27 protein-coding genes are annotated in these 24,925 nt (G+C 35.0%); 7 read left to right on the top strand and 20 right to left on the bottom strand.

Annotation, left to right across the window (positions count from 1 at the left end):
• Window positions 1–65: 65 nt before the first annotated feature.
• Window positions 66–392, bottom strand: a complete 327-nt coding sequence (locus VZL98_00540) for a hypothetical protein (GenBank protein ID WVH63474.1) — start codon at window positions 390–392, stop codon at window positions 66–68.
• Between the two features lie 5 nt (window positions 393–397).
• The gene (locus VZL98_00535; GenBank protein ID WVH63473.1) at window positions 398–637 is read right to left on the bottom strand and encodes a DUF5808 domain-containing protein; all 240 of its coding nucleotides are present in this window, start codon (window positions 635–637) and stop codon (window positions 398–400) included.
• A 395-nt stretch (window positions 638–1,032) separates the two neighbouring features.
• On the opposite strand from VZL98_00535, the gene VZL98_00530 reads away from it, so the two are divergent.
• The 3 genes from VZL98_00530 (at window position 1,033) to VZL98_00520 (ending at window position 2,442) form a co-directional block, all read left to right on the top strand.
• On the top strand, window positions 1,033–1,359 hold the full coding sequence (locus tag VZL98_00530; protein ID WVH63472.1) for a hypothetical protein: 327 nt from the start codon (window positions 1,033–1,035) through the stop codon (window positions 1,357–1,359).
• Window positions 1,325–1,558 (top strand): hypothetical protein, encoded by a 234-nt coding sequence (locus VZL98_00525; protein WVH63471.1) that lies wholly within the window; start codon window positions 1,325–1,327, stop codon window positions 1,556–1,558. Before VZL98_00530 ends, VZL98_00525 begins: the two co-directional genes overlap by 35 nt.
• 356 nt (window positions 1,559–1,914) lie before the next feature.
• A complete protein-coding gene (locus VZL98_00520) occupies window positions 1,915–2,442 on the top strand; it encodes an AAA family ATPase (GenBank protein WVH63470.1) in 528 nt (175 codons plus the stop codon).
• 87 nt (window positions 2,443–2,529) lie between these two features.
• Here VZL98_00520 and VZL98_00515 read toward each other — a convergent pair whose 3' ends face one another.
• The 5 genes from VZL98_00515 to VZL98_00495 all read right to left on the bottom strand — a co-directional run bounded on the left by VZL98_00515 (window position 2,530) and on the right by VZL98_00495 (window position 6,615).
• A complete protein-coding gene (locus VZL98_00515; protein WVH63469.1) occupies window positions 2,530–3,291 on the bottom strand; it encodes an HAD family hydrolase in 762 nt (253 codons plus the stop codon).
• 323 nt (window positions 3,292–3,614) lie between these two features.
• Window positions 3,615–4,814 carry a GNAT family N-acetyltransferase gene (locus VZL98_00510; GenBank protein WVH63468.1) on the bottom strand — a complete coding sequence of 400 codons (1,200 nt, stop codon included), beginning with the start codon at window positions 4,812–4,814 and terminating at the stop codon, window positions 3,615–3,617.
• Window positions 4,815–5,010: 196 nt separating this feature from the next.
• The gene (locus VZL98_00505; GenBank protein WVH63467.1) at window positions 5,011–5,382 is read right to left on the bottom strand and encodes a nuclear transport factor 2 family protein; all 372 of its coding nucleotides are present in this window, start codon (window positions 5,380–5,382) and stop codon (window positions 5,011–5,013) included.
• A gap of 138 nt (window positions 5,383–5,520) precedes the next feature.
• Window positions 5,521–6,222, bottom strand: coding sequence for an SDR family oxidoreductase (locus VZL98_00500; GenBank protein WVH63466.1), 702 nt, complete (start codon window positions 6,220–6,222; stop codon window positions 5,521–5,523).
• A 69-nt stretch (window positions 6,223–6,291) separates the two neighbouring features.
• Window positions 6,292–6,615: a hypothetical protein gene (locus VZL98_00495; GenBank protein ID WVH63465.1), complete on the bottom strand. Its 324-nt coding sequence runs from the start codon at window positions 6,613–6,615 to the stop codon at window positions 6,292–6,294.
• A 398-nt stretch (window positions 6,616–7,013) separates the two neighbouring features.
• Here VZL98_00495 and VZL98_00490 point away from each other — a divergent pair, with 398 nt between their 5' ends.
• Window positions 7,014–7,469, top strand: a complete 456-nt coding sequence (locus tag VZL98_00490) for a nuclear transport factor 2 family protein (GenBank protein WVH63464.1) — start codon at window positions 7,014–7,016, stop codon at window positions 7,467–7,469.
• 279 nt (window positions 7,470–7,748) lie between these two features.
• A complete protein-coding gene (locus VZL98_00485) occupies window positions 7,749–8,492 on the top strand; it encodes a hypothetical protein (GenBank protein ID WVH63463.1) in 744 nt (247 codons plus the stop codon).
• A gap of 61 nt (window positions 8,493–8,553) precedes the next feature.
• Here the strand turns inward: VZL98_00485 and VZL98_00480 are convergent, their stop codons facing one another.
• The 3 genes from VZL98_00480 to pfkB form a co-directional block, all read right to left on the bottom strand.
• Complete coding sequence (locus tag VZL98_00480; GenBank protein ID WVH63462.1) at window positions 8,554–9,132, bottom strand: GNAT family acetyltransferase; 579 nt, start codon at window positions 9,130–9,132, stop codon at window positions 8,554–8,556.
• A gap of 243 nt (window positions 9,133–9,375) precedes the next feature.
• On the bottom strand, window positions 9,376–11,286 hold the full coding sequence (locus VZL98_00475; protein ID WVH63461.1) for a fructose-specific PTS transporter subunit EIIC: 1,911 nt from the start codon (window positions 11,284–11,286) through the stop codon (window positions 9,376–9,378).
• Complete coding sequence (pfkB, locus tag VZL98_00470; GenBank protein ID WVH63460.1) at window positions 11,283–12,209, bottom strand: 1-phosphofructokinase; 927 nt, start codon at window positions 12,207–12,209, stop codon at window positions 11,283–11,285. Before pfkB ends, VZL98_00475 begins: the two co-directional genes overlap by 4 nt.
• A 163-nt stretch (window positions 12,210–12,372) precedes the next feature.
• Between pfkB and VZL98_00465 the strand changes: the two genes are divergently transcribed.
• A complete protein-coding gene (locus VZL98_00465) occupies window positions 12,373–13,086 on the top strand; it encodes a DeoR/GlpR family DNA-binding transcription regulator (GenBank protein ID WVH63459.1) in 714 nt (237 codons plus the stop codon).
• Window positions 13,087–13,413: 327 nt separating this feature from the next.
• Here the strand turns inward: VZL98_00465 and VZL98_00460 are convergent, their stop codons facing one another.
• The 9 genes from VZL98_00460 to VZL98_00420 form a co-directional block, all read right to left on the bottom strand.
• On the bottom strand, window positions 13,414–14,094 hold the full coding sequence (locus tag VZL98_00460; GenBank protein WVH63458.1) for a peroxiredoxin: 681 nt from the start codon (window positions 14,092–14,094) through the stop codon (window positions 13,414–13,416).
• A 19-nt stretch (window positions 14,095–14,113) separates the two neighbouring features.
• Window positions 14,114–14,524, bottom strand: a complete 411-nt coding sequence (locus VZL98_00455; GenBank protein ID WVH63457.1) for a Fur family transcriptional regulator — start codon at window positions 14,522–14,524, stop codon at window positions 14,114–14,116.
• A gap of 152 nt (window positions 14,525–14,676) precedes the next feature.
• Window positions 14,677–15,303 (bottom strand): hypothetical protein, encoded by a 627-nt coding sequence (locus VZL98_00450; protein WVH63456.1) that lies wholly within the window; start codon window positions 15,301–15,303, stop codon window positions 14,677–14,679.
• A 259-nt stretch (window positions 15,304–15,562) separates the two neighbouring features.
• Entirely contained in the window at window positions 15,563–16,651 is a 1,089-nt protein-coding gene (locus tag VZL98_00445; protein ID WVH63455.1) for a DUF4097 family beta strand repeat-containing protein, read from the bottom strand.
• On the bottom strand, window positions 16,644–17,024 hold the full coding sequence (locus VZL98_00440; protein ID WVH63454.1) for a DUF2089 domain-containing protein: 381 nt from the start codon (window positions 17,022–17,024) through the stop codon (window positions 16,644–16,646). Before VZL98_00440 ends, VZL98_00445 begins: the two co-directional genes overlap by 8 nt.
• A 231-nt stretch (window positions 17,025–17,255) precedes the next feature.
• Complete coding sequence (locus VZL98_00435) at window positions 17,256–17,774, bottom strand: folate family ECF transporter S component (GenBank protein WVH63453.1); 519 nt, start codon at window positions 17,772–17,774, stop codon at window positions 17,256–17,258.
• A 128-nt stretch (window positions 17,775–17,902) separates the two neighbouring features.
• On the bottom strand, window positions 17,903–18,718 hold the full coding sequence (locus tag VZL98_00430) for an ATP-binding protein (GenBank protein ID WVH63452.1): 816 nt from the start codon (window positions 18,716–18,718) through the stop codon (window positions 17,903–17,905).
• A gap of 66 nt (window positions 18,719–18,784) precedes the next feature.
• Window positions 18,785–19,264: a 23S rRNA (pseudouridine(1915)-N(3))-methyltransferase RlmH gene (rlmH, locus tag VZL98_00425; GenBank protein ID WVH63451.1), complete on the bottom strand. Its 480-nt coding sequence runs from the start codon at window positions 19,262–19,264 to the stop codon at window positions 18,785–18,787.
• 10 nt (window positions 19,265–19,274) lie between these two features.
• The gene (locus VZL98_00420; GenBank protein ID WVH63450.1) at window positions 19,275–20,063 is read right to left on the bottom strand and encodes an MBL fold metallo-hydrolase; all 789 of its coding nucleotides are present in this window, start codon (window positions 20,061–20,063) and stop codon (window positions 19,275–19,277) included.
• Between the two features lie 360 nt (window positions 20,064–20,423).
• Between VZL98_00420 and VZL98_00415 the strand changes: the two genes are divergently transcribed.
• Window positions 20,424–23,123: a calcium-translocating P-type ATPase, SERCA-type gene (locus tag VZL98_00415; protein ID WVH63449.1), complete on the top strand. Its 2,700-nt coding sequence runs from the start codon at window positions 20,424–20,426 to the stop codon at window positions 23,121–23,123.
• A 448-nt stretch (window positions 23,124–23,571) separates the two neighbouring features.
• On the opposite strand, the gene VZL98_00410 is transcribed toward VZL98_00415, so the two are convergent.
• Complete coding sequence (locus VZL98_00410; protein WVH63448.1) at window positions 23,572–24,924, bottom strand: MATE family efflux transporter; 1,353 nt, start codon at window positions 24,922–24,924, stop codon at window positions 23,572–23,574.
• Window position 24,925 lies beyond the last annotated feature (1 nt).

Raw genomic sequence — 24,925 nt, 5'->3', positions numbered from 1 at the left:
GCACAGTCAATCCAATAAAAAAACTCTACAAGCATCATAATTTTATCCCTGTAGAGTTTATAATATTATTCTATTGTAAATTCAATCCATCCTTCTGCCTTCTTAACTATGATTTCTCCTATACCGGCTCTGACTGTCCTGATATTCTGATCTGATATAGGTTCCATATTTGCATTTTTTAGTGCATTATTGCAAAGTATGATATCCAGCTTTGGATCTAAAAATTCGGAATAGTCACCTTTAAAGTATTCTACTACATTTCCCGAGAAGACTATTTCTATTTCAAACTCGTGTTTTTCCTCTTCCATATAGTTTCTCAAGTTTTTAATCTTTGTACGAAGCTTTTCCAATAACTCTATTTTTTCAATTCTAAACAGCACGCTATATTTCATTTATATCACCCCTTAATCTTTGAGAAAGCAGATCCAATAAAGGATGTCAGAGCACCCATTGTTGAAAGAATAATTAATACGATAATCATGAATAAAACCCATGGATTGCCTAGGTTCAGTGTCCACCCGATACCATAATACTTCCTTACAAAAATATTGGTGTCTTCGCCATTGATATAGAAAAATCTACTATTTCTTTCTTCCATCCAGCGCCTTACTTCTTCATTCGTATATTTTCTTTTCATAGCTGTCCACTCCTCACTATTATTGGTACTTATGTGGTCTAAGTAATATTATATAATACATAGATAGCAAAGTTAATAATATAATAATTCTTTATAAACACCATAAAAACCTATTGCAATTAACACCTTCATCCATCTTGTACACGCTTTTTAAGTGTGGTATATAAAGCCCCTCGCCGGCGACCACTCCCTCCTTAAACACAGTAAAAGGTGATTGATTCTGAATAGTCTTTATAAAAAAACTCGAAAAGTATTACCTTTATTAAATTTAGAATCCTACATTACGATACTGTAATTTCCAAAAACTTTTATAGAAAGAGAATACATAGTATAATTATTATAGCTCTTTAAAAAAGTATGTTTGATTAGAATTTTATATATTAACGGAGGTATTTATGAGAAAAATCTTAATTATAATGGCTATAGGCCTTCTTCTAACCGGTTGTTTCGGCAAAAAAGATAAGTCAAAAGAAACAAAAGTTGAAGAACCAAAAGCAGTTGAATCAGAGGACAAAGCGAAAGACGAAGGTGAAGATTTTAAAGAAGAAGAGACCGTGACCGAAGAAAAGGTTGAAAAGCCTGAACTTCCACTTGAAACTATAAAAAGTGATATTGAAAGTCAAATCAAAGATTTTGCTGAGGTGACCATAGACGAGGGCGAAAACACACTAAACTTAAAGCCGATTGGTGGAAGCAGAAAAGTATTTAAAAGATGTAAATAAATCAGCTAAAAATCCGATTTTAAGAAGAGTTTGGTCCATGATGGTTGATAAACTCGCAGAGCAAGGTACGGAAATAAATGACAATTACGGCTCAGGCTTAAAAGTAAATGTACTTGATCCGACAAATGGCGACATCCTGCTTACAATTGAAGATGGTGTTGTAAGCTATGATAAATTGGAAGAGATAAGAAATAGATAAGTTTAAATGGATTAAAATTGTAAACTACAAGTGATGAGCAGAGTTTTTTAAAGCTGCCATCATATAAATAATATTCAAACCTAAATCAGTTGCAATGGCCGCATTTTATGCGGCCATATTATTCACAGTTTCCAAGTTAATATATAATTTAAGTTTTTAAAAGGAGTCCCTATAATATGATATACATAAAAAGAATTAACTTCATGGAAAATAAAGAATACTCATAGTTCAAAAAAATCCCTGCACTTAAGGAGATTATTAAAGGCGGTAGTATCGAATTCACCAAGGATGTAACATTTTTTGTCGGAGAGAATGGTTCAAGCAAGTCAACACTCTTGGATAGCATTGCAGCACAAATGGGTCTTAATCTTGAAGGAGGAAGCAAAAATTTCACATTTTCGACTCGCAAAAGGAATGCAGCTCTAGCAGATCATATTATTGTTTCTAAATCAAATTATCCCAAGGACAGCTTTTATTTTAAAGCCGAAAGTTTTTTTAATGCCGCAACATATATTGAAGAAATCGGTGTGGGAAACAATTATGGACATCGTCCGATGCATGAGCAGTCGCACGGCGAAAAATTTCTTTCACTAGTCAAAAACAGATTTTGCGGGAATGGTTTATATCTTTTGGACGAACCTGAAAGTGCATTGTCACCACAATCCCAACTTGCACTCCTTATCGAAATAAACTATCTGGTTGAACATAACTCACAATTTATCATATCTACTCATTCTCCAATTATTTTGTCGTATCTTAATTCTACAATTTACGAGTTGTCACAATCAGGGATTAGTGAGATTAAGTATGAAGATACCGAGTGTTATAGCCTATATACAAGCTTTTTAAACAATCCCGAGCAATATCTTAAACATTTATTTTAATTGATACGGGTTATATTATATGCTATTTAAGTATCAATTACTTCCAATTGAGAACAGAAAAACTTTTATACTTTCACCTAAGCTAACTCATCTCAGTAAATTATTTGCTATCCATTTAGCAAGTCCATTATCTTCACTGCTTCCACAGATCTCATCTGCTATCATTTTTACCTCAGGAACTGCATTGCCCATAGCTACTCCCGTTCCTGCGGTTTTAAGCATGTCTATATCATTGATATCGTCCCCGAAGGCTATAATTTCATCCATCGAAATACGATAGTACCGAGCTAAATTCTCTAAACTTTTGGATTTCGTTGCATCCTCGTTCATAATCATCACCAATCCATCTCTACTGACTTTAATATAAAGACCTCTTGGTAGCAGTTCACGAATAGTGTCTAAATCAGTTTTTTGATTTGCAATTGCATATAATTTCCCCGCAGATCCGTCAATTGAATCATCAAATGTCGTAATTACATTCTTACCAATATTATTCCACTTCGTCTTTGCCTTGAAATTTGTGTAGTGGCATCCATCAACTTCAGCACCTACTAGAATACTATTATCATGTAAGTTTCTTAGAAAAGGAATATATACCTCAGGTTCAATCAATTTTTTAAAAATACACTGTCCTTCTGCAAATCCAATAGCTCCATTCAGTAAGCTGTATGCATCAAAAAAGCCTTGCTGTATAATGTTTTTAACACTTTCTCCTCTTGCTGTAGAAAAAGCAAATTTAACTCCTGCTCCCCTTACTTGGTTGATAATACTTTTCGTATAGACAGAAATAGATTTATCTTTCCTTAGTAATGTATCATCGAGATCCGTAACTATTAGTTTAACTATCATAATCACTTCCATTTATCATATTTAGAACACTGTACTTACACGTTAAAGCTTTATATAATAATTTACTCATTTCCCTAAAATCTTCTGAAGTCTAATGCTTTTGAAAATAAGCATCCCTAAGACTACGAAACACTTTTAACGCCGTCTCTATAAAATCTCTTTTTTAATGCTATCTTAGTTTTACTATACTAAAAATTATAAATACAAGCTGGATTAAGAAGTTTAAAAGTCCTATTTCCCCTTGCTCATGTAAATTGGAATTCCACCGTCTGAAATATCCTCTACATCTCTATATTCCCTTATAGCTATATTAAGATTTTTCGTCATTTTATAATCTTATTTAATACAAGAACACCTGAACAATACGACTTTGGATAAAAACAGATTCTAAATTCAGGATGACTTGAAACCAGTTTCTCTACAATTATATAATGCTCATCAAAATCCCATATCTCATTATCTCTTTCCTGTGCCATTGTCATTTCAGATTCTGTTTGGGTCATTACATCGCCTATTATGATTTTACCTTCTTTTTTCAGCAGTGGATATAAATTATTTAATAGACAGGACTTCTCATCATCATTTAGATGATGAATAGAATAAGTGAATAGTATGGAATCATACTTATTTGAAGTTATTTCTTTTGGAAGTTCATCTTTAAAGTCATGCTTAATCGTTTTTATGTCAGGCATTTTTTCTTTCGCCAATTTCAACATCTCTGAAGAAAAATCAACACCGGTGATACTGTAGCCTTTTTTATAAAGTTTGGAAGTATTTTTACCTGTACCTATGCCCATATCCAAGATTTCAGATCCTAAAAGTTCAGTCAATTGTCTATTGACTTCCTCCATTACTTCCGTATAAGCAGCAAATGGATATCTGTTCTCATCTTCGCTTTTACTAACAGATTCGTCATAGCTCGATGCCCACTTATCAAAACCTTTAGCGTCCATAATATTGCCATTATTGGTTTTATCTGTATGCAGTCTTAAAAATTCATCTCTACTGATTTCAAAATATATGGCATCCCTAAATTCACCGAGCTGATCTTTCCATGCCTTATACTCTATACCGGACTTTTTAGCACCAATCTTATATTCATATACATGAATAGCTCTTGTATTTGAAAGCATGGTATCCCATTTTATTTTTTCTATAGGCTCCGGAGTATTTAGTTCTCTATCATTAAATAAAAACTCGAAGAGCATGAGTATAATTTTAGTCCCGTAGCCTCTATTTTGATATGCGTCATTGCATATCTTAAAGCCCGGATAAGCAGTATTATTTTTTATGGTATAGCTTATTTCACCTACGGGGACACCGTCTATTTCAATGATGCATAGCTTCCTCTGTTTTCCTTGTGCGCTCACAACATTCTCAATAGTTTGCTGAAGAGACTCTCCAAGACCGTATGGAAATCCTGCATGTTCCATAACCTTGCCATCATTCCACCAACTATTTAGAATCGGTGCATCTGATATACTTGCTTTTCTTATTACTATATTTTCTAACTCTATTCTCATTATTTCTCCTTTATATTCAGTCGATTCCACATTTAATCTTACCGGTTTTATCATTATCACTTATTAAAAATAGCTAACACAAACAAAATTCCCGGATTTTTGTCCTTAAAACCAAGTTTTTCAAATAAAATATGCATCTATTAAATTTTTCATCACTGGTTTAGGCAATTCAATCATCCTTTTAATATTAGTAAAATCACTCGACGATTGGATGTCCAATATTCTTCTTTTGCCTCCACTCAGGCGGATTGCCATCCTCTCCCCAATACTCGTCTATGGATTTGATTTTGCCCTCTTCTAATTTAATAAACGATATTACATGTAGTGATTCATCGGTCTCCATAGAATAGACTTTAGTGACCGTAATTACTAAGTCCTCAATTCTCTCAATTCGTTTTACTTCGCCATTCCATTTGCCGGGGTATTCACAATTAGCAGTTATAAACTCCTTGAGTGTGAAACTTTCATTTGTGTTATGCCAATTAATATATGCATCTTGATGAAAGTACCCAATTAGCGCATTCTCATCTTGATTGACACAATCTTCCCAGTATTTATAGATATCCATTTTTATCACCTCATTCGTTAATTCTTATAGTAACTCTGTCCTATAATGTCTTATTAAAAATCTAAATAATAAGGGATACTATTACGGATATCTACAATCGATATTTATAATTACTCGTAATACTATCCCCATTTGTGTTTATTCCTTAGTCCATCCGTAATCGCCATGATAAATCATTTGACGAGTCATTCCGCCATCAATCCTTATATTTTCTCCGGTTATAAAACCTGCTTTTTCAGAACATAGATATTTTATCATATTTACAATATCGTCCGGTTTACCAACTCTTTGAGCGGGATGCTGAACTGCATCCGCCCCTGTAAATTCAGAGTCCGTTGTGTCTATCCATCCTGGCGAAATAGAATTGACCCTTACTCTACCGGCAAGCGATACGGCAAGAGCATGGGTAAGTGCAGAGATACCTCCTTTAGCTGCAGAATAACTTTCTGTCTGAGGTTGGCTCATACTGTCCCGGGTGGACGATATATTGATTATTACTGCCTCTTCAGTAAAATACGGCAAAAAGAGTTTTGTCAGATAGAAAGGTGCAGTAAGACCTACCTGTAAAGCTTCAGTAAACTGTTCATAGGAACAATCATCGATACCATGCATGGGTGGTAGTGCATTATTTATCAAAAAATCGACACGCCCAAAATCATCTATTACTTTTTTTGCAAATTTCTCCAAAACCACTTTATCTTTTATATCTCCGACAAAGTACTCATTCTCTAATTTATCTATTATACAGACATGTGCGCCTTCAGAGGCGAATGCACTTGCAGCCGCATTCCCAATCCCCTTCGCACCCCCGGTGATAACAACTACTTTATCCTTAAACATAATCCTTCTCCTATAGTCCTCTTACATGCTTTTAAAATAATAGTTTCTATTTCGCCATTATTCTCTAAATTATCTTCCTTTTAGTCTAAAGACCATCTTTCCCAGTAGAGATCCTATTAATGCCAGTATCCCATACGCAGGGGCATAAACCAAAGCCGACTCATTGTAGTAAATATAAATCGACGGAATAAATAATAACCCTACTAAAACAGGATAATACCATTTAAACGTGTTTTTCATACCAAGAACAATACCCGTTAATACACAGGTCAGAGGAATGATTACAAGAAGTATAAACATACCTGAACCTGTATCACTTATCAAATTTGGAAGCAAGTAGAAAGCTATGAAATTTACAACCAGATATGGAACTATTTTCTTAAATTCTCTCATTTTTTCTTCCTTTTCTTAATATATTAAAGTCAAAAAATCTATTTTATGCGTAGATTCAAATCTTTTAACAATTATATCATTTATTATAGCCAAAATTGATTTTCTAAAGATTTCTTTATATTCTTGTAGTCAGGAATAATTAACCCTTCAAGAAATCAGGTCCTAAAGTATTTAAAAAGCGAGTTCTAAGTTTTTTCTCTTAAATGTATTTTATCATATTGTAAACTGCAAAACTATTGTTGAGAGCAGTTTAATGCGATTGGTATTAGTCTTGTTTTCCGGTTTATTCGCATCTCTCCATTAGGTATTGATAGAACTATCCATTTGTTCATAACATTAATTATATAATATAATATGATTACATCCGGTTATTTAAATATTTTTTATTGGAGGATGTAATGTATCATTCTATAGTAAAGCGTAATTTATTGAATTCATTTGCAGCACTTAATCGTGGAGATTATGAGTTTATAACCAAACAGTTTAGAGATAATAATGTAAGCCATTGGTTTTCAGGAGAAGATCATCCCCTTTCCGGGTTGAGGACAAGTAAAGCCTCCATCTTGGAATGGTATGCAAGACTATCAAGGCTTATGCCGGACTTAAGATTTGAGATAGAAAAAATTTCTATTAGCGGATTTCCTTGGCATACTACAGCTATGCTTGAATGGACTGATTATCTTACTGATAGAAAGGGCAATTCTTATTCAAATAGAGGCGTTCATGTAATTACAATAGCTTGGGGCAAGGTTATATCCTTGGAAGTTTTTTGTGATACAGAGTATCTTCGCGGCTATTTTAATGCACTTGCAGAACAGGGAGTCGATGAAGCTTCAGCAAAACCTATTGCATAAAAGCGTAGAGCAAATTTTGGTGCTTAAGCTTATTGTGCATGAGCTTTTTATTTCTGCTATTCGGCATCCTATTAGATAGACTAAAACTTATCATTAAATACTTCAAAACATTTCATAACCGGTTTACTTATGTTATGATTAAATGGAGTAATTATCGTAGTGTTTATAAACCATGTTAACTATAGTCTAGAAGCACATTAGCAGGTTTGCTTTTTATCCATTTATAAGCACTAATCATTCAACTAAATGTATTTGCCTATTAAACAATAAGGAGATTTTATGAAAAAATTATTAGTTATACTCTTAATAGCAGCGCTGTTGGTGGCCATTTATTTCTTGTCCGGTTTTTACGGAAATCCGATTTCCAGCATGCTAGGAAAATCAAAAGCAGAAAAGTTTGTCCAAAAGAATTATTCTGATGAATACAAGTACGAAGAAACCAAGTATGATTTTAAAACATCTAAATATCACCATAAATTCAGAGCCGAAAACTCTTCAGACAAACATTTTACGGTTTCAACCAACTTTTGGGGTAAGGTTAAATACGATGATTATGAGATTATGAAGAAGGGATTCCATACTTTTATTAGATTTGAGAAAGAACTACGAGAAATAACGGATCCGATTATTGAATCTAACTTTGATAAATCAAGTTTGACTTATGGATTTATCAGTTCTAAAATCGAAAACTATGAGGGTTTCCCATTAGATAGCAAGTTTTCTTTAGATGCTATTCCTAAGCCTCTTTCAATTGACTTACACGTTCAAGATAATGATACGAGTTATGTAAATCTTGCAAAGCAATTTTTAAAAGTGGAAGATATGGCTATAAAAAACAATTTGGATTTAGGTATTTATTCGATATTAATAACCGGCAACGAAGATGCTACAGATAAGAGCAGTGTGCATGCTTTTTACGTACCCTATGATGAATGGAAAGAGTCCAGTGGAAGCGTTGAAGAACTTGCTGCATATTTAGAAGAGTATTCTATTAAATATGACGAAGAAAATGAAAACAAATAGAAATCAAAAATCTCCTTGTATGGGTTTTAGATCCCATAAAAGGAGATTTTTATTGTTTAAACTACTCTAAACTTGCGCCTTTAACGGGCTTATTCATGTCATAACCTAGTTCATAGTAGTGATTGTCATTAAAGTCAAAAGTCTTAATCAAATCAAGTCCTACTTTATCAGTATGTGCTTTTAAGGATCTTGGGTTTATTTGATTTATAAAAGTAATGAGAATCGGATATCTTTTAACCATAAGCCTTCTGGAATATTCAAATATATTTTCTAGAACTCCACGTCCTCTATACTCCATATCGATACATACAGGTCCATACTGGTAGGAGTTTTCTGTAGAAAGTCTCTGTCCTAAATACTCTGTATTTGGGAGGTCCTGAATCATATGTCTAAACAGTGGCCACTCACTCCAATATTCCCATGAGGCCGACATTGCATATGAAATTATTTTATCTCCATCAAGTGCAATTACAAGTCCATTCTCCTTTTCTATTAAGGCCAAGAATTGTTCATCAGTAAATAATGTTGTCACGAATCCATCTTTTTTGTATTCTTCTTTAATTGTAGAAACATGGTACTTTTGTTGTAATTCTTTGATTCCTTCTAAATCTTCAGCATTTGCACATCGGTATACAATCATCGTTTTCTCCTTCTTCGCTCTTTAAAGTCTTATTTTATAAACCGTGCTAAAACGGAACAAAGAGATAATCACTTAATCTAAATTCAATTCTAAAGACTCTGTTTTATATTCCTTAGAATAAAATCTCTATCAGATCTTCTATTCCAGTTTTCACATCTATTTTATCATAAGCTCTATACTTAATAAATGAAATAGTCCGGAAACAAAGAGACCGATAGAGCTTTTTATCGATCCCTTCGTCTATTATATTTGAGGATTTCGCTTTAAAATACCTAGTAAAACTGCTCCTAATACAGTACCTGCAACTAAAGAGACCAAGTACATAAGTCCATTTCCTACTACAGGGAATACAAATATCCCTCCATGAGGTGCCATTAATGTACAGTTAAATAACATTGAAAGTCCTCCGGCTAATGCAGATCCTGCTATACAAGCAGGTATTACTCTAAATGGATCTGCTGCTGCAAATGGTATTGCACCTTCTGTAATAAATGAAAGTCCCATAATGAAGTTAACAGGTCCTGATTTTCTTTCTGTTTCTGTAAATTTATTTTTAAATAATAATGTTGCAAGTGCGATTGCTGTCGGTGGCACCATTCCGCCTATCATAACTGCCGCCATAATATTATAATTTCCGGCTGCAATAGATGCGGTCCCAAATACATATGCCGCCTTATTAAAAGGTCCTCCCATATCTATTGACATCATTCCACCCAGAATCATACCTAAAATTACTGAGCTTACACCTTGAAGTCCGTTTAGCCAATTATTTAAACCGGTATTTATTACTCCTACTATGGGTTCTATTATATAGAACATCGATAAACCGATTAGAAGTATTCCAAGTAGTGGATAGATTAATATCGGTCTGATTCCATCTAAACTCTTAGGCAGAGATTCAGTTGCCTTCATTAAGAACTTTACAATATAGCCTGCCAAAAATCCTGCTACTAATGCGCCTAAGAATCCACTCTTTCCAGCTGCGGCAATCGCTCCTCCGACAAAACCCACTGCTAGACCGGGTCTATCTGCAATACTAAGAGCAATGAATCCTGCCAGTATTGGGAGCATAAAGCTAAATGCGGTTCCTCCGATATCTTTAATCATGGCAGCTATTGGAGTTATCGAGCCGAAGTTTCCTCTTAAATCCTCAGGTAAAGCATTCATATCTACACTGAATCCATCAATCAAAAATGCCAATGCAATTAGGATTCCTCCACCTACGACAAAAGGAAGCATATGGGATACCCCACTCATCAGGTCCTTGTATATTTTATGTCCGATGCCTTCAGAGTCTCTCGTTTCAACTGTTTCAGTTTCACTCGCTCTATATGTCTTGGTGCTTTCTGATAGCACTTTTTCAATTAGTTCTCCGGGTTTTGAGATACCGTCAGACACCTTGGTTTCTATTACTTTTTTCCCGTTAAATCTGGACATTGGAACTGCTGTATCGGATGCAACTATGATTCCGTCAGCTTCCCTTATATCTTCAGCTGTCAGTACATTTTTTGCTCCACCTGAGCCTCTCGTCTCAACCTTTATATCATATCCCAGTTCACGAGCCTTTTTCTCAAGTGCTTCTTGTGCCATGTAAGTATGTGCAATTCCGGTTGGACAACCTGTCACTGCAAGCAGTTTCAGTCTTGGTGATTCGCTTTTAACTTCTTCAGGGATGATTTCCTCATTATCACCATCTTTTTCAGCTTGTGCATCATTTATGATTTGAAGAAATTCATCAACAGATTTTGCAGCTACTAGGCTTTCTATGAAGTTTGAATCCATAAGCATCATTGAAAGCTTGCTTAACATCTCCAGATGTACATTAGAATCTTCAGCCGGTGCTGCTATCAAAAATATGAGTTTGGTAGGTTCTCCATCCAGTGACTCATAGTCAACACCTTCAGGTACTGTCATCGCTGCTATACCCGGCTTAATGACCGCTTCAGATTTTCCGTGTGGGATTGCAACTCCCTCACCGACACCGGTAGTACCTTCTTCTTCCCTTGCAAATACTCGTTTTTCAAAAACTTCTCTATCCGATATCCTACCACTCTTCATCATAAGATCGACAACTTGATGAATTGCATCTGCTTTATCCAAGCAAGATGCATTCAGTTTAATACTCTCCCTGGAAATTAAATCAGTAATTTTCATTGTTTTTCCTCCACCAATCCTATTTTTATTTGACTCAATAAATTCATAATTTCTTCTCCGGTCCCTAGGTTTTCAGAAAATGCACTTGCTGATCCTGCAGCAATTCCATATCTGAAAGCCTCTGTATAATCTGCAAGTTCCAAGTACCCATAGATAAATCCTGCAACCATAGAATCGCCTGCACCAACAGAATTTACCAATTTCCCAACGGGAGCATTTGCATGGTATTCGTCTCCGGTTTCAGTTAACATCACTGCTCCATCACCACCCATAGAAACCAATATATTCCTGAATCCTTTTTCCTGCAATAATCTTGCGTATTTTCCAGCAGTTTTTTTATCTTTTATTTCCACATTGAACAATTCGCCCAATTCTTCATGATTTGGCTTAATCAGAAAAGGTTTTAAATCTGCCACGCTCATCAATTGCTCTTTTGTAGCATCGACAATAACCTTTACACTATCAGGTACCTTATCCATAATGAGCCTATAGGAATCTTCTTTCATATTTCGTGCAATATTCCCCGAAAGGATTAGAACATCTCCTTCGGTTAGCTTTTCCAACTCTATAATCACCTTCTTAAAATCTTCATCTGTGACTATCGGTCCCATTCCATTTACAGCCGTTTCTATATCTCCTCTTACTTTGAGATTAATTCTTGTAAAACCATTTTCTACTTCTATCATTTTATTGGAGATATTTTGCTCATCCAGCATCCGAGTCAGTTCACGCCCTGTAAAGCCGGCTACAAAACCAAGAGCCGTAGATGCCATGCCCAGGTTCTTTAGTACCTGACTGACATTCAGGCCTTTTCCTCCCGGAAGCATATATTCCGATTTTGTCCTATTTATTTTTCCGATATTAAAATCTTCAATGTCTACAATATAATCCAATGATGGATTTAGGGATAGAGTCGTAATCATTATTCCTCCTATTTTTGATTATTTGTGACTGATTTTGAATTATTTAATACTATTATACCACTTAAAATTTAATTGTCAATCGTTTTCAGTCATTTAATTTCATTTTCAAGAATTAATTTGACGGATTATGATTAATATGACACAATATAAATATATTTTATTTATGGATGTGATAATTTTGATAAGCGAACAAAGAAGAGAAGTCATTCTGGATTTGGTAAATACTGAGGGTTCTGCATCTGTGATTAAACTTGCAGAATTACTCGATGCTTCGGAATCTACAATTAGACGAGATATAATCAAACTGGACGAAGAGAAATTACTTAAAAAAGTTCATGGTGGAGCAATCACAATTGAAACCGATCACCGAATCGATGTCAGCAGCACTATTAGAAGTCAGCAAAATCAAGATTCAAAGAAAATAATCGCAGAAAAGGCAAGTCTGCTTATTAAAGAAGGAAATAGAGTTTATATCGATGCGGGAACTACGACTTATGAGATAACGGGATTTGAACTACCTAAGAAAGCAGTCTATATCACAAATGATATATTGATAGCACAGAGTCTAATAAAAAAATCACTTAAGGTCTATCTTCCCGGAGGAGAGTTAAAAGAATCTACAATGGCAATAGTAGGCGAAGAATGCGTCGAATCCATATCTAAGTGGAATTTTGATATTGGTTTTTTCGGTACAAATGCAGTTTCCAACTCAAACGGATACACAACACCAGATGCAGGAGAAGGTTTAATAAAAAGAAAAGCCATGCTGAAATGTAGAAAAGCATATGTACTTGCAGATACATCGAAACTTGGAAAATCAAGCGCTATAACATTCGGAAACCTGGAAGAAGCAGAACTGATAACTGAAATTGATTGATTGCAAAAGATTTAATTATAGGAGGAGTAATAAATTGAATTTCTTAAATCTTTACGAAAAGTATAGAATCATTATAACCTGCTTATTCGCTGCTCTTTTTATCCTCAAAATATTTTTAAAGAGCATCCTGATAAGTCTTTTTATCGTATCCATCGCAGCTTGGAGCACTTACTATTATTTCAGAAAAAGCAAAAAACCTGAAACCATTGTCTGGGCAGCTATAAATGTACTATATTTTTATCTTATTCTTAGATCATTGTAATACTTAGATATTAAAAATTCCAAACAAGTAAGCCACCACTAAAAAGTGGTGGCTTTCTTACTTATTTATTTGTCTTCTTTAAATGTTAAGAACCAGTCTTTCATTTCGTATCCTTCGCCTTTTGCCAGTTCCATTCTCTCTTTGATTGCTCCACATGTTCCTGGTGGTGGTACTATAACGTCTTTGCCCGGTTCCCAGTTAGCTGGAAGTGCTACGCTTTCAGCATCTGCTTTTTGTAAACCTAGAATGATTCTCTTAATTTCATCAAAATTCCTTCCCAGTGCTGCAGGATAGTATAGAATTGTTCTAATAACTCCCTTTGGATCAATAAAGAATACAGCTCTTACTGCTGATGTATCTGATTCGCCTTGAAGCATTCCGTATTTTTTAGCAACATCCATTTTAAGGTCAGCTATTACAGGAAAATCTATGGCAGGTTTTTCAATTCCGTTCCAAGTGTATCCTCTTATTGCGTTTAACCATGCCAGATGTGAATGTATTGAGTCTATTGATAGTCCTACCAATTCAGTATTTAATTCTCTGAACTCATCATGCATTGATGCAAATGTCATAAACTCAGTGGTACATACCGGAGTAAAGTCAGCCGGATGTGAGAATAAAATTACCCATTTTCCTTCATAGTCTTGAGGGAATTTCATATCCCCTTGTGTAGTTACAGCTTCAAATTCCGGTGCTCTTGATCCGATTAGCGGAAAGTTTACTTCTTGATTAATGTTCTCAGTCATTTGATTCCTCCTAGTTTTTTTATTTTTGAAGGCACTTACTACAAGTACCTCTTAATACTATTTCTTCTTTTTTGATATTAAAGTCTTCCAGACCTTCATATCTATTTTTGTATAAGTATGGGAAATTAAAAATCTCACCACAACTATCACAGACGAAGTGTCCATGCTCATCCATCAACAAATCATATCTGGTTTCTTGATTGTCAGCTGACATGGTATTTACTATTTTCTGTTTAGAAAATAGATTTAACGTATTGTATACCGTTGCTTTCGAAAGTATAGGAACCTCATCAATTAAACCTTTATAGATATCATCCGCAGTTGGATGCGTATCGTGAAGGATTAAATACTCCAGTACCTTCACCCTTTGGAATGAGGGTTTTATCCCGTGCTCTTCTAATAGCTTTAAGGCATCCAGTTTCTCATTCATAACTTCTCCTTTCCTAAAGCGTTTAGAATCATTCTAATATAATAATACATCTAATATTATATTCTGTCAAGCCTTATGTCGTATTTTTTTAATATTAGTGTGTAATTTATATTTTTTGTTAATTTATGGCTTTTAATCCCAACTTTTACTCATTATTTAGCACTACCTGTCTTGATTCTTAATATAAGTATGGCTTCTTGATCTTTGATTTCATCATTTATATTCCTTTGACCATCCTTAACTTCACCTAAGTCAAAAGATGAAATACCCTTTCCATCTAAATCAATATTCATACCTGCTAAAATATATTCGCTATCGGGTTTTAATTCGAAACTTTTTTCATCTTCTTTCATATCCGGATTAAGAGACCATCCAGTGGCAACCTGTCCATGAGGGTATGAATAAGTGAATGTTTTAGATTTCAGTTTTATTCCATTATATTCTTTTAAAATCCTCCAGTTAAATCCAATGTTTTCATCTTTATCATTTTTCTCATCCCAATACGCTAATACCAATTTATATTCATCCATTTCTCCTTGATTAAACACATTGTCTACGACCTTCTGACCCCTATGCCACACTTCTGTGTTTATTGTCATACTGCTCATTCCGGGTGCTTTAATCTCAAAGATTTTAGCGTATTGCCCACTTGCATCGATTAAAAGCTCTTCGTTTTGCGTTATTTTAGGGATTGTAACTTTGGATTTTGGTTCTCCTTGACATCCTGCTGTAAATACCAAGATCAAGGCTAGTGTAAATGCTAAGTGCATTTTTTTCATCAATTTCACCTTCTCCTGTATTTTAAATTTCTATGCATTATTTACCCTAAAAAATCTTAAACTAACATACATAAATGGATTGAGAGTTATTTTCTGTTTACCTGCATCTTTTTTTTACCTAAATATAATTCTCTTTTGAATTTATCACTTTTTCGATATTTATTTCTTACTATTTTAACGGTATCAAAAGATAAATTTCACCGTCTTACATTATTCCCATAAAAAAGTCCCGGTAAATTTATACCGAGACTTTAATAATTTATTCTACATTTATACTGCCGTTTACAGTCGATCCGAACAGTCTCAAAGAATCTTCGGCTTCTTCAGTAAATCCTTCTGTGTAACCTATTACGTCCTTACCGTCCTGTACTATGCTTGTAAATCTATCTGATAGCACTACTTTTGTGGAGTATTTATTCATTTTTTCATATTGAGCTTTAACGCCTCTTACATAGCTTCCAATTCCAACCCTTATACTGCCATTTGTAGTATAAGTCGCAAGTTTGGATGCAACATTTGAGATATCCTGAACAGCTATGCTGCCATTTATAGTCTTAACTTCGGTTTCATTGACATAAAGACCTGTGATTATAACTTTACCGTTGGTATTGGTGATATTTAAGCTCTTGCCATTATGGTCGATTATTTCTACTTTAGCATTTTTAGTTTCAATTACTGACTTTTCAGCAGTCATTGAATTTAGAGTTATTTTACCATTAGTCGTTTCAAGTTCAAGGTATCCTAAATCCAGTATACCTGCGTCTACTCCTCCATTAACCGATTTTACCATCAATGCTTCGTAGTATCTTCTAGGTACAGAAACTTCTAGGTTTAGTTCAAATGGCTGTGACCCACCGGAATGAAATATAGGTTTAATAGATATTTCATTTTCCACTTTTTCTAATTTGAAGAATTCATGGTCAGGTCCCAACAGTTTTTCATCATAATAGATTTTTGCTATACAATCGATAAAGCTATTATCCCAAGGATAAATCTCAATCTTACCATTGATATTGTCGATTTTAAGTTTAGGATTTTCGATTTCCGCAATTTCCAGTGATTGTGATTTCTCTATTTTGGACTTATATCTACCATAACTTGAACCAAAACTGATATTAAAATCTTCTAAATCGATGTTCTGGATTGTTTCTGAAGTCTTTTTAAATAGTTTTTCTAATGAACTGGTTATTTTGCTAACTACATTTTCTTCGAAGTCTTTAAATTTATTCTCGCTGTCTTCTTCTACATCTTTAGTTTCGCCCATAGCCTCAAGAAGTCTTAATGCTTCTTCCTCTGAAATCTTGCCTTCTTTAAGCATATTTAAAACCAATAATTTTTCTTTACTCATTGTTACCCTCCAAATTTAAATTTTCTATCATTTCTGCAGCCTCTTCGGGACTTATTTGCCCTTCGTTTAGCATATTAAGTATCTCTATGCGAGATTGGTCACTTTCCACCTTGTGTCCAAGTGCATTTATAACTTGATCCAGTTTATTTCTGACAGTCGGATATGATATACCAAGTTCTTTTTCTATTTCCTTGATACTTCCTCTCTTCATTACAAATATCTCTATAAAATCTTTTTGTTCTTGAGTTAATTTTGAAAATTTATCTTGCCTGAAATGTCCTCTAATTGTAGTATGACATTTTAAACACTCATATTCTCTTATTACGAGATCTCTGTCACATACGGGACAATTACTCAAATTGGTTTTTACCATTTCGATCACCTCTTAAATATATAATAACACCTCATTTTAATAATGTCAATGTAGAGATTAATATTTTTAATTACAACGTTGTATTAATTGATTATTTTTAATTTTATAATTAATTATTTTTAATTTTATAATTAATTATTTTTATTTTTTGCTTGATTCTATCCCTTGTTTGTAATCTTCCAATAAAAAAGAGATCTGATTCTTCAATCAAATCTCTTTTTTTTGCAATTGTCAGTCAATATGGACTATATATTTCATTCTATCCCAAACTATTTTTATCAAAACTGCGTAAATCGGTATCGAAACCGCTTGTTTAATAGCACTTTGAATCATCAAATACCAGAAAGTATACTTACCATATATTACGGACATCAAGTACGGTGTCATTATTACGGAGGTGATGACTTGTCCGATAAAAACACCTATAAGTATCTTCCAAAATTTGTAATCGGGATAATCATCTCCCAGAATAGTTGTAATCAGAACAGGTATCATACCGGTAAGTGCGGATGTAAATGTAAAAACCGGATTAAAGGGAAATCCTGCGGGTCTCACTATGAAAGCAAGTATATCAGCAAGTAGTCCTACTACAAATCCCATGACAGGTCCCAGTACATAGCCCGAAAATATGATAGGAAAGCCTGAAAAGCTTAAGTTTCCAATCCTAAGGGTATTAATTACCACAGAAAGTCCGATAAAAAAGCTGGCATATGTTATTGTCATCACGGTGAATTTCCGTTGTTTTTTCATGTCATTCCTCTTGTTTAATATTTCAATTATATTAATTTATATTTAGTTGAATTATATTCATTTCAACAACTATATGATATCATAAAATCCATTTGAACTCTAAAGTTTATATAAAATTTAACTTTTACCTAATACTCATCCAGAAAATTATGCTTAACTCCATTTTTCTCATATCCTATAACCATATCCAAGTTTACATTTTCAGCTGCTCTAAAGATGGAGATGTCGAGATTTACATGTTCCTCGTTTAATTTTTCAATGAGTTCCTTGATATCGACTCTTGTAGAACCTACACTTTTTGCTGCCACACTGCAAGCGCAGTCGAGGGCTTTTATTCCTGTATAATTTATCCACCTTATTATATATTCTTCCTTAACAAGGTACAGCGGCCTAATTATCTCCATATTTTCAAAATTATCTGATTTTAATTTCGGCATCATGGTCTTAAAGCATCCCGCTCTTAAAACATTGAGCATGGTCGTTTCTATTACATCGTTAAAATGATGACCGAGCGCCAGCTTATTGCACCCCAGTTCCCTTGCATTACTGTAAAGAGCTCCCCTTCTCATCCTAGCACACATATAGCAGGGATTGTCCGCAGAGATTTTGTCAGCTACTTTAAAAACATCGGTATCAAAGATCTTGACCGGTATTCCCAAGGCTTCGCAGTTTTGTTCCAGTCTCTCCCTGTTTTCCACTGCATATCCCGGATCCATGGCTATAAATTCCAATCCAAACTTCACAGGACCATGTTTTTGTAATTCTTGAAGCAATTTCGCCAAAATTAAACTGTCTTTTCCTCCGGATATAGCAGACGCTATTACATCACCTTCGGAAATTAACTCATATTCTTTAACAGCTTTGATGAATTTTGACCAAATATGTTTTCTGTACCTCTTGATTAGTGATTTTTCAATTTCATTTATACTTAATATCTCTTCCATTTTCACTCCTATAGTTTCTTATCTACCACAAAATAATAGAGCAGCTGTCTGCTCTATATTGCATTCTTATTTATGATAAGGTTCATTATGATTGATTTTGAATGCTCTGTAGATTTGCTCAAGCAGTATTACCCTGGTTAGTTGATGTGGGAAGGTCATTCTGGATAGAGATAAGCTTAGGTTCGCTCTTCTCTTAACTCCATCAGATAAACCATGTGAACTGCCGATTACGAATGTGATAGCACTTTGTCCCGTAACCATTAAATCAGATATTTTCATAGCCAGTTCTTCACTCGTTATCATTTGTCCTTCAATCGCCATTATAATTACATATTCTGTATCATTAATATGTTGTAATATATAGTCTTCTTCTCTTTTAAGGCAGTTTTCTATGTTCTTTTGAGAAGCTTTATCCGACAATCTCTCCTCGGCAACTTCTACTATTTCAATCTTACTGTATCTACCTAGACGTTTTCTATACTCGGTTGCGGCATCCTTTAAATACTCCTCTTTTAAGTTACCTACCGCAATAATCTTTATTTTCATTTTCTATCTCCTAAAGCTCTATTAACATACTCGGATTATATCTATCAGCAACTTTAATAAATGCATCATTATCCGTATCCATTCCAATGGATCTCAAGTATTCAACTACGGTCCTCAATGCTTTTTGTGGGGTGTTGTTTTCTTCACTCAAATGACTTAAAAACACTCTTTCTCCCATTCCTCTAAGCATCTCACCCAAGACATTACCACAGTCTATATTGGAAAGATGTCCGTTTAGACCTCTAACTCTCTTTTTTAAGAGTTCAGGATAAGGTCCCGTCTCCAGCATATGGAGATCATGATTTGCTTCAAGAAAGTATAGATCACTTCCCTTTATTTTCTCTTTCATTTTTTCAGAAACAAATCCCGTGTCGGTCAGTACCGATATTTTCTTTCCTTTTGATTCTACTATATAACCTACTGCGGAAGCACTGTCATGATATATGGACATAGGATGTATGTCAACATCGCGTAGTTCTATATCCATGTCCGACTTGAACACTATGATGTTTTCATCTTTAATCTTACCAATAGTCTTATCCATGGCAAGCCAAGTATCATAGTTCGCCACAATTGGAAGATTAAATCTCCTCGAAAGCACACCTACACCTTTGGAATGATCTGTGTGCTCATGGGTCACCATGATAAAATCCAGTTCTTCAGCTTTTACACCTATGCTGCTAAGGAGTTTTTGTATCCTAACTCCACTTAGTCCGGCATCTATTAAAAATTTCGACTTTTCAGTCTCTATATATAATGAATTCCCACTACTACCGCTGGCAAGCGAACAGAATTTCATATAATACCTCCATTTCATAATACATTATATAGTAAAACTACGTTTTTGTATAAGTTTTTTATAATATTCTACCTACATTTCGGCTATATTTTTCATAAAAAATTTAATAACACAGGTAATAAAAATGCGCATTGATATATTTGCATAAATGATATCGATACAAAAGAGGCTTTATCTCTTGAATTTAAGCGTTTTTTATTATATAATTTTACTAACGAAGGGGAGTAGCTCATTAAATTCATGTCGTCAATACGGCGATAGCCCGGCATGACACCTTTTAGGTAAGCAAGACCTTTGTTTAAGCTTCGCTTGGACAATGGTCTTTTTTATATTGAACAAGCAAAATAAAGGGGGATGAAAATGGAATGGTATAAGAAAAAACCGGAGGATTTGTATACCGAACTTCAAACAGATCCTAAAAAGGGCTTGACTCAGGAGACTGCTGAATATGTACTTCTTAAGCATGGTTCGAATGAGTTGAGAGAAGAAGAGAAAAAGTCCTTAGCCGCCAAGCTGATAGAACAGTTCAAAGATCCGCTGATAATCATCTTGATACTTGCAAGTATTGTTTCAGCATTCTTGGGAGATTATGTAGAGGCAGTAATTATAATTGCAATTGTAATAATAAACGCGGTACTTAGTCTATATCAAGAAGGTAAGGCAGAGCAAGCTATTGAAGCACTCCAGAAGATGTCTTCGCCGAATGCCAAGGTAATACGGGACGGAGTTGAACAGTCACTTCCTTCCAGCAAGATTGTGCCGGGAGACTTAATAAGACTTGAAACAGGTGACATAGTACCAGCCGACATAAGACTTATTGAGAGTGCAAATTTAAAAATCGATGAATCGTCACTGACAGGAGAGTCAGTTCCAGTAGAAAAGGATGCAAGTGTAGTATATCAGGACACAATTGAAATTGGAGATAGAGAAAACTACGCTTACAGTTCAACCATAGTTTCATATGGTAGGGGTATGGGTATTGCCGTAGAGACAGGACATGGAACTGAAATTGGAAAAATAGCAACCACAATTCAATCTTATGAGGACGAACAAACTCCTCTACAAAAGAAACTTACCGAATTGTCGAAACTACTTGGACTTATAGTCGTCGGCGTTTGTATTGTCGTAGTAATTTTAGGTCTGTTTTATAAACACGAAATCTACGAGATGTTCTTAATGGCAATATCACTTGCAGTAGCTGCAATTCCTGAAGGATTGGCCGCTATTGTAACCATAGTATTATCACTTGGAATGGGTAGAATGGCAGAGCGTAATGCGATAGTCAAAAAATTACTCGCAGTTGAAACTCTGGGAACCACAACGGTTATTTGTTCAGATAAAACCGGTACTCTTACTCAAAACGAAATGACCGTTACTAAAGCCTTGGTAGACGATAAAGTCGTCGAAGTCGAGGGAACCGGTTATGAACCGCTTGGAAATATAGTTTATGATGGTCATGAGGTCGAAGACGGAGAGTTCTCTTCCCTGTTTACATTGATGAGCATTGCAATGCTTGCAAATGATGCAAAACTTGAGAAGCATGGTAATATGTATCAAATGATAGGAGATCCAACAGAAGGATCACTGATTACTTTTGCAGGTAAAAAGAATCTTGAAAAATCAAAAATGGAAGCCGACTATCCTAGGATAGATGAAATACCTTTTGACTCAGAAAGAAAGATGATGTCAACCTTCCACAAAAACTTCTTACCAGGTAAAATCGTATCCTTTACAAAAGGTGCACCGGATCTTATTCTGGAAAGATGTACTCATAAGCTGGTAGATGGTAAAGTTGTAGAACTGTCACAAAAAGATAGACAAGATATAATGGACACCAATAGCGAGTTTGCTCTCCAAGCTCTTAGAGTTCTTGCTTTCGCTTTTAGATCATACGACTCCATGCCGATTGAAGTTGATCATGAACATATTGAAAGAGACATGATTTTCGTCGGTTTGACGGGAATGATTGACCCGGCTAGACCTGAGGCGAAAGATGCCATTGCAGAATGTAAATCAGCAGGTATTACTCCTATTATGATTACCGGAGACTATTTGGAAACTGCATATGCAATAGGAAGAGACTTAGGTATTTCAAGCTCTGAAGAAGACGCCATAATGGGTAGAGAGCTTAATGCAATGAGTACTGAAGAAATAAGAGAAATCGTCAAGAAGAAGAGAATCTTTGCTAGGGTTTCTCCGGAAAATAAAGTTCAAATCGTGACTGCACTTAAGGAAAATGGCCATATTGCAGCAATGACAGGAGACGGTGTAAATGATGCACCTGCAATAAAGAAAGCCGATATTGGTATCTCTATGGGTATAACCGGAACAGATGTTGCGAAAAACACTTCCGATGTAATCCTAACCGATGATAACTTTGCCACAATAGTAAATGCCGTTGAAGAAGGCAGGATAATTTACTCTAATATCAAAAAGTTCGTATCCTTCCTATTATCATGTAATATCGGAGAAGTATTGATAGTATTTATTGCGATACTGATAAATGTACCTCTTCCATTGACTCCAATACAATTATTGTGGTTAAACCTGGTAACAGACTCATTCCCGGCATTAGCACTGGGAGTTGAGCAAGGTGAAGAAGATATTATGAACCAGCCACCTAGAGATCCTAATGAAGCAATAATAGACAAGAAAACCGGATTCTCAATAGCTGTTCAAGCCATAGCGATTACCGCAGCAACTCTAGGCGCATACTTCTATGGTATGAAAGTTTACGGATCAGGCTCAGAAGGATCCAGAATGATGGCATTTTCAACTCTTATAACTGCAGAACTGCTAAGAGCATACTCAGCGAGAAGTTCTCATTTTACACTTGCCAGAATCGGAGTTCTAAGCAATAGATTTATGGTATATGCAACAGGTCTTTCATTTGGACTGCTACTACTCGTTCTATATATTCCTTTCCTAAGAGATATATTTAACGTAATAGTTCCAAGCGCAATGGACTGGGCTGTAATCATAGGATTTGCGTTAATCCCTATGCTAGCAGGAGAAATCAAAAAAGCAATTACACAAAAACAATATCTTAAAGCAGAATAAAAAAGCTGCTGCATAAGATCTATTTAAACTCAAAAGGACCTATCGAAATGATAGGTTCTTTTTTAGTATAATTAATTCATCAAGAGATTGTCTTCAGTGATAAGAGAATTATTCTAAGAAATCTAGATTATAGAATAAAAGTGACTATATTCGTAAAGTATCAATTGATTATGCCCATAAATTTAGAGTAAATTTAACTACTCTTCATATTGTAATGATGCATGTTATAATTCGCTAATAGTAGATAAAAAATTATCATCAAGGCTATTCTGGATTAATATATATAAATTTATTTACATATATAAAACATCAAACGCGAGTTTTACCAAGTTTTATGGATTTATATACGAAAAAGTCAATTAAATCAACCCTGACCCCGTTTAAAAACAAAAAAGAAGGTAGTTTATCAGGATTTAGTTTGTACTGATATTCTACCTTTTTTATGATTTTATATTTTTCTGGCCACCAACAATCTATCAACTCTTCCCCGTAGTATACCGATGCTCACTATACCTTTTAAACCGGCAGAAATAGACATGGATATCCAGACTCCGAGAACTCCGAATACAGGCATCAATACTAGAGCAAGAGGTACTCTGAGGATATTAAATACCACTCCTATGATTCCAGGTGTCTTAGGTTCTCCTATCCCGTTATAAACCCCTGTGCATGCGATTTCGATAGTCATAAACACCTGAGACAATCCAATTATCTTAAGGTATTTTATTCCGAGTGCTATTGCAGCTTCATCATTTGGAAGGAATATTCTGAATAGTGGGTCACCGAATAAAAAGAAGCAAAGTGTAACAAATAGTCCTAGGATAGTAACTATTATGGTACTCAGTTTAAAGGCTTCCTTAATCCGCCCAAAGTTTTTTGCCCCATAGTTTTGTCCCGTAAATGCAGCCAGAGCAGCACTGAATCCATCTGTCGTCATCCAAGAAATCGACTCGATCATCGACCCAACCGAGTATACCGCAACCGGAATTGCTCCATAAAACGCCATGTATTTATTCAAAATCATGGTCACAGCGGAATGTATGCCCGATTGAAAAAAGGATGGCGTTCCAAGTTTGATAATACCAATCATCTCTTCAGTATCGATGGCTTTTCTTAAGCCGGATCTATAAACCAAATCTTTTTCTTTGAAGATTAAAACGACAAATAGTATCGTTACAATCATCTGAGAGAATACCGTCGCCGCAGCTGCTCCTCTTATCCCCATGCCGGGAATAAATCCGAATCCGAATATCATAATCGGATCCAGTATTATATTTAATACGAGTCCTATAACATTCATTCGAAAAGGAGTAACTGAATTACCCATACTATTATAACTGGCGGAAAGTACAGGATTAATAAAACTGAAAACGAAGCCCAGTGCGATAATCGATAGGTATTGTATTGCCATCTCAGCAACATTTGGTACCAAGCCGAAAAACCCGATTATCTGATTTCTAAATACAATCATTAGCACACATAATCCGAGCCCCATTAGTATGGCAAGTTGGAATCCGTTCCTAAAACTCTTCATAGTGGCTTTTAAATCACCGGCTCCGTACGCTTGGGATGACCTTATACTCATACCGACCCTTGGAATCAGCATTAAGGCATTTGAAAACCAAATAAGCATGCCCACCGTTCCCGAGGCTGCCACTGCATTTGTTCCTATTCTTCCTATCCATATGATATCCGTAAGAGCATAAGCCATCTGTACAAATGCAGTCCCCATAAGAGGTCCGGACAATCTCAATAGAACCTGTAGTATTTTTCCTTCTAATAGTTTTATATTTTTATCCATT

The sequence above is a fragment of the Peptoniphilaceae bacterium AMB_02 genome (genome assembly GCA_036321625.1).
Taxonomy (GTDB): domain Bacteria; phylum Bacillota; class Clostridia; order Tissierellales; family Peptoniphilaceae; genus Microaceticoccus; species Microaceticoccus formicicus.
Note: the sequence above shows the minus strand (reverse complement) of the source record. Positions and strands in the feature narration are given on the sequence as shown.

Bases quoted from the DNA above. Each gene is read 5' to 3' on its own strand.
- VZL98_00500 (WVH63466.1), bottom strand. From the start codon at position 6,222: ATGTTTAAGGATAAAGTAGTTGTTATCACCGGGGGTGCGAAGGGGATT.
- VZL98_00460 (WVH63458.1), bottom strand. From the start codon at position 14,094: ATGACTGAGAACATTAATCAAGAAGTAAACTTTCCGCTAATCGGATCA.
- VZL98_00480 (WVH63462.1), bottom strand. From the start codon at position 9,132: ATGATTGTATACCGATGTGCAAATGCTGAAGATTTAGAAGGAATCAAA.
- VZL98_00485 (WVH63463.1), top strand. From the start codon at position 7,749: ATGAAAAAATTATTAGTTATACTCTTAATAGCAGCGCTGTTGGTGGCC.
- rlmH (WVH63451.1), bottom strand. From the start codon at position 19,264: ATGAAAATAAAGATTATTGCGGTAGGTAACTTAAAAGAGGAGTATTTA.
- VZL98_00515 (WVH63469.1), bottom strand. From the start codon at position 3,291: ATGATAGTTAAACTAATAGTTACGGATCTCGATGATACATTACTAAGG.
- VZL98_00410 (WVH63448.1), bottom strand. From the start codon at position 24,924: ATGGATAAAAATATAAAACTATTAGAAGGAAAAATACTACAGGTTCTA.
- VZL98_00420 (WVH63450.1), bottom strand. From the start codon at position 20,063: ATGAAATTCTGTTCGCTTGCCAGCGGTAGTAGTGGGAATTCATTATAT.
- VZL98_00505 (WVH63467.1), bottom strand. From the start codon at position 5,382: ATGGATATCTATAAATACTGGGAAGATTGTGTCAATCAAGATGAGAAT.
- VZL98_00520 (WVH63470.1), top strand. From the start codon at position 1,915: ATGGGTCTTAATCTTGAAGGAGGAAGCAAAAATTTCACATTTTCGACT.
- VZL98_00475 (WVH63461.1), bottom strand. From the start codon at position 11,286: ATGAAAATTACTGATTTAATTTCCAGGGAGAGTATTAAACTGAATGCA.
- VZL98_00490 (WVH63464.1), top strand. From the start codon at position 7,014: ATGTATCATTCTATAGTAAAGCGTAATTTATTGAATTCATTTGCAGCA.
- VZL98_00435 (WVH63453.1), bottom strand. From the start codon at position 17,774: ATGAAAAAACAACGGAAATTCACCGTGATGACAATAACATATGCCAGC.
- VZL98_00450 (WVH63456.1), bottom strand. From the start codon at position 15,303: ATGAAAAAAATGCACTTAGCATTTACACTAGCCTTGATCTTGGTATTT.
- VZL98_00465 (WVH63459.1), top strand. From the start codon at position 12,373: ATGGATGTGATAATTTTGATAAGCGAACAAAGAAGAGAAGTCATTCTG.
- VZL98_00540 (WVH63474.1), bottom strand. From the start codon at position 392: ATGAAATATAGCGTGCTGTTTAGAATTGAAAAAATAGAGTTATTGGAA.
- VZL98_00530 (WVH63472.1), top strand. From the start codon at position 1,033: ATGAGAAAAATCTTAATTATAATGGCTATAGGCCTTCTTCTAACCGGT.
- VZL98_00455 (WVH63457.1), bottom strand. From the start codon at position 14,524: ATGAATGAGAAACTGGATGCCTTAAAGCTATTAGAAGAGCACGGGATA.
- VZL98_00430 (WVH63452.1), bottom strand. From the start codon at position 18,718: ATGGAAGAGATATTAAGTATAAATGAAATTGAAAAATCACTAATCAAG.
- VZL98_00440 (WVH63454.1), bottom strand. From the start codon at position 17,024: ATGGTAAAAACCAATTTGAGTAATTGTCCCGTATGTGACAGAGATCTC.
- VZL98_00510 (WVH63468.1), bottom strand. From the start codon at position 4,814: ATGAGAATAGAGTTAGAAAATATAGTAATAAGAAAAGCAAGTATATCA.
- VZL98_00495 (WVH63465.1), bottom strand. From the start codon at position 6,615: ATGAGAGAATTTAAGAAAATAGTTCCATATCTGGTTGTAAATTTCATA.
- VZL98_00415 (WVH63449.1), top strand. From the start codon at position 20,424: ATGGAATGGTATAAGAAAAAACCGGAGGATTTGTATACCGAACTTCAA.
- VZL98_00445 (WVH63455.1), bottom strand. From the start codon at position 16,651: ATGAGTAAAGAAAAATTATTGGTTTTAAATATGCTTAAAGAAGGCAAG.
- pfkB (WVH63460.1), bottom strand. From the start codon at position 12,209: ATGATTACGACTCTATCCCTAAATCCATCATTGGATTATATTGTAGAC.
- VZL98_00535 (WVH63473.1), bottom strand. From the start codon at position 637: ATGAAAAGAAAATATACGAATGAAGAAGTAAGGCGCTGGATGGAAGAA.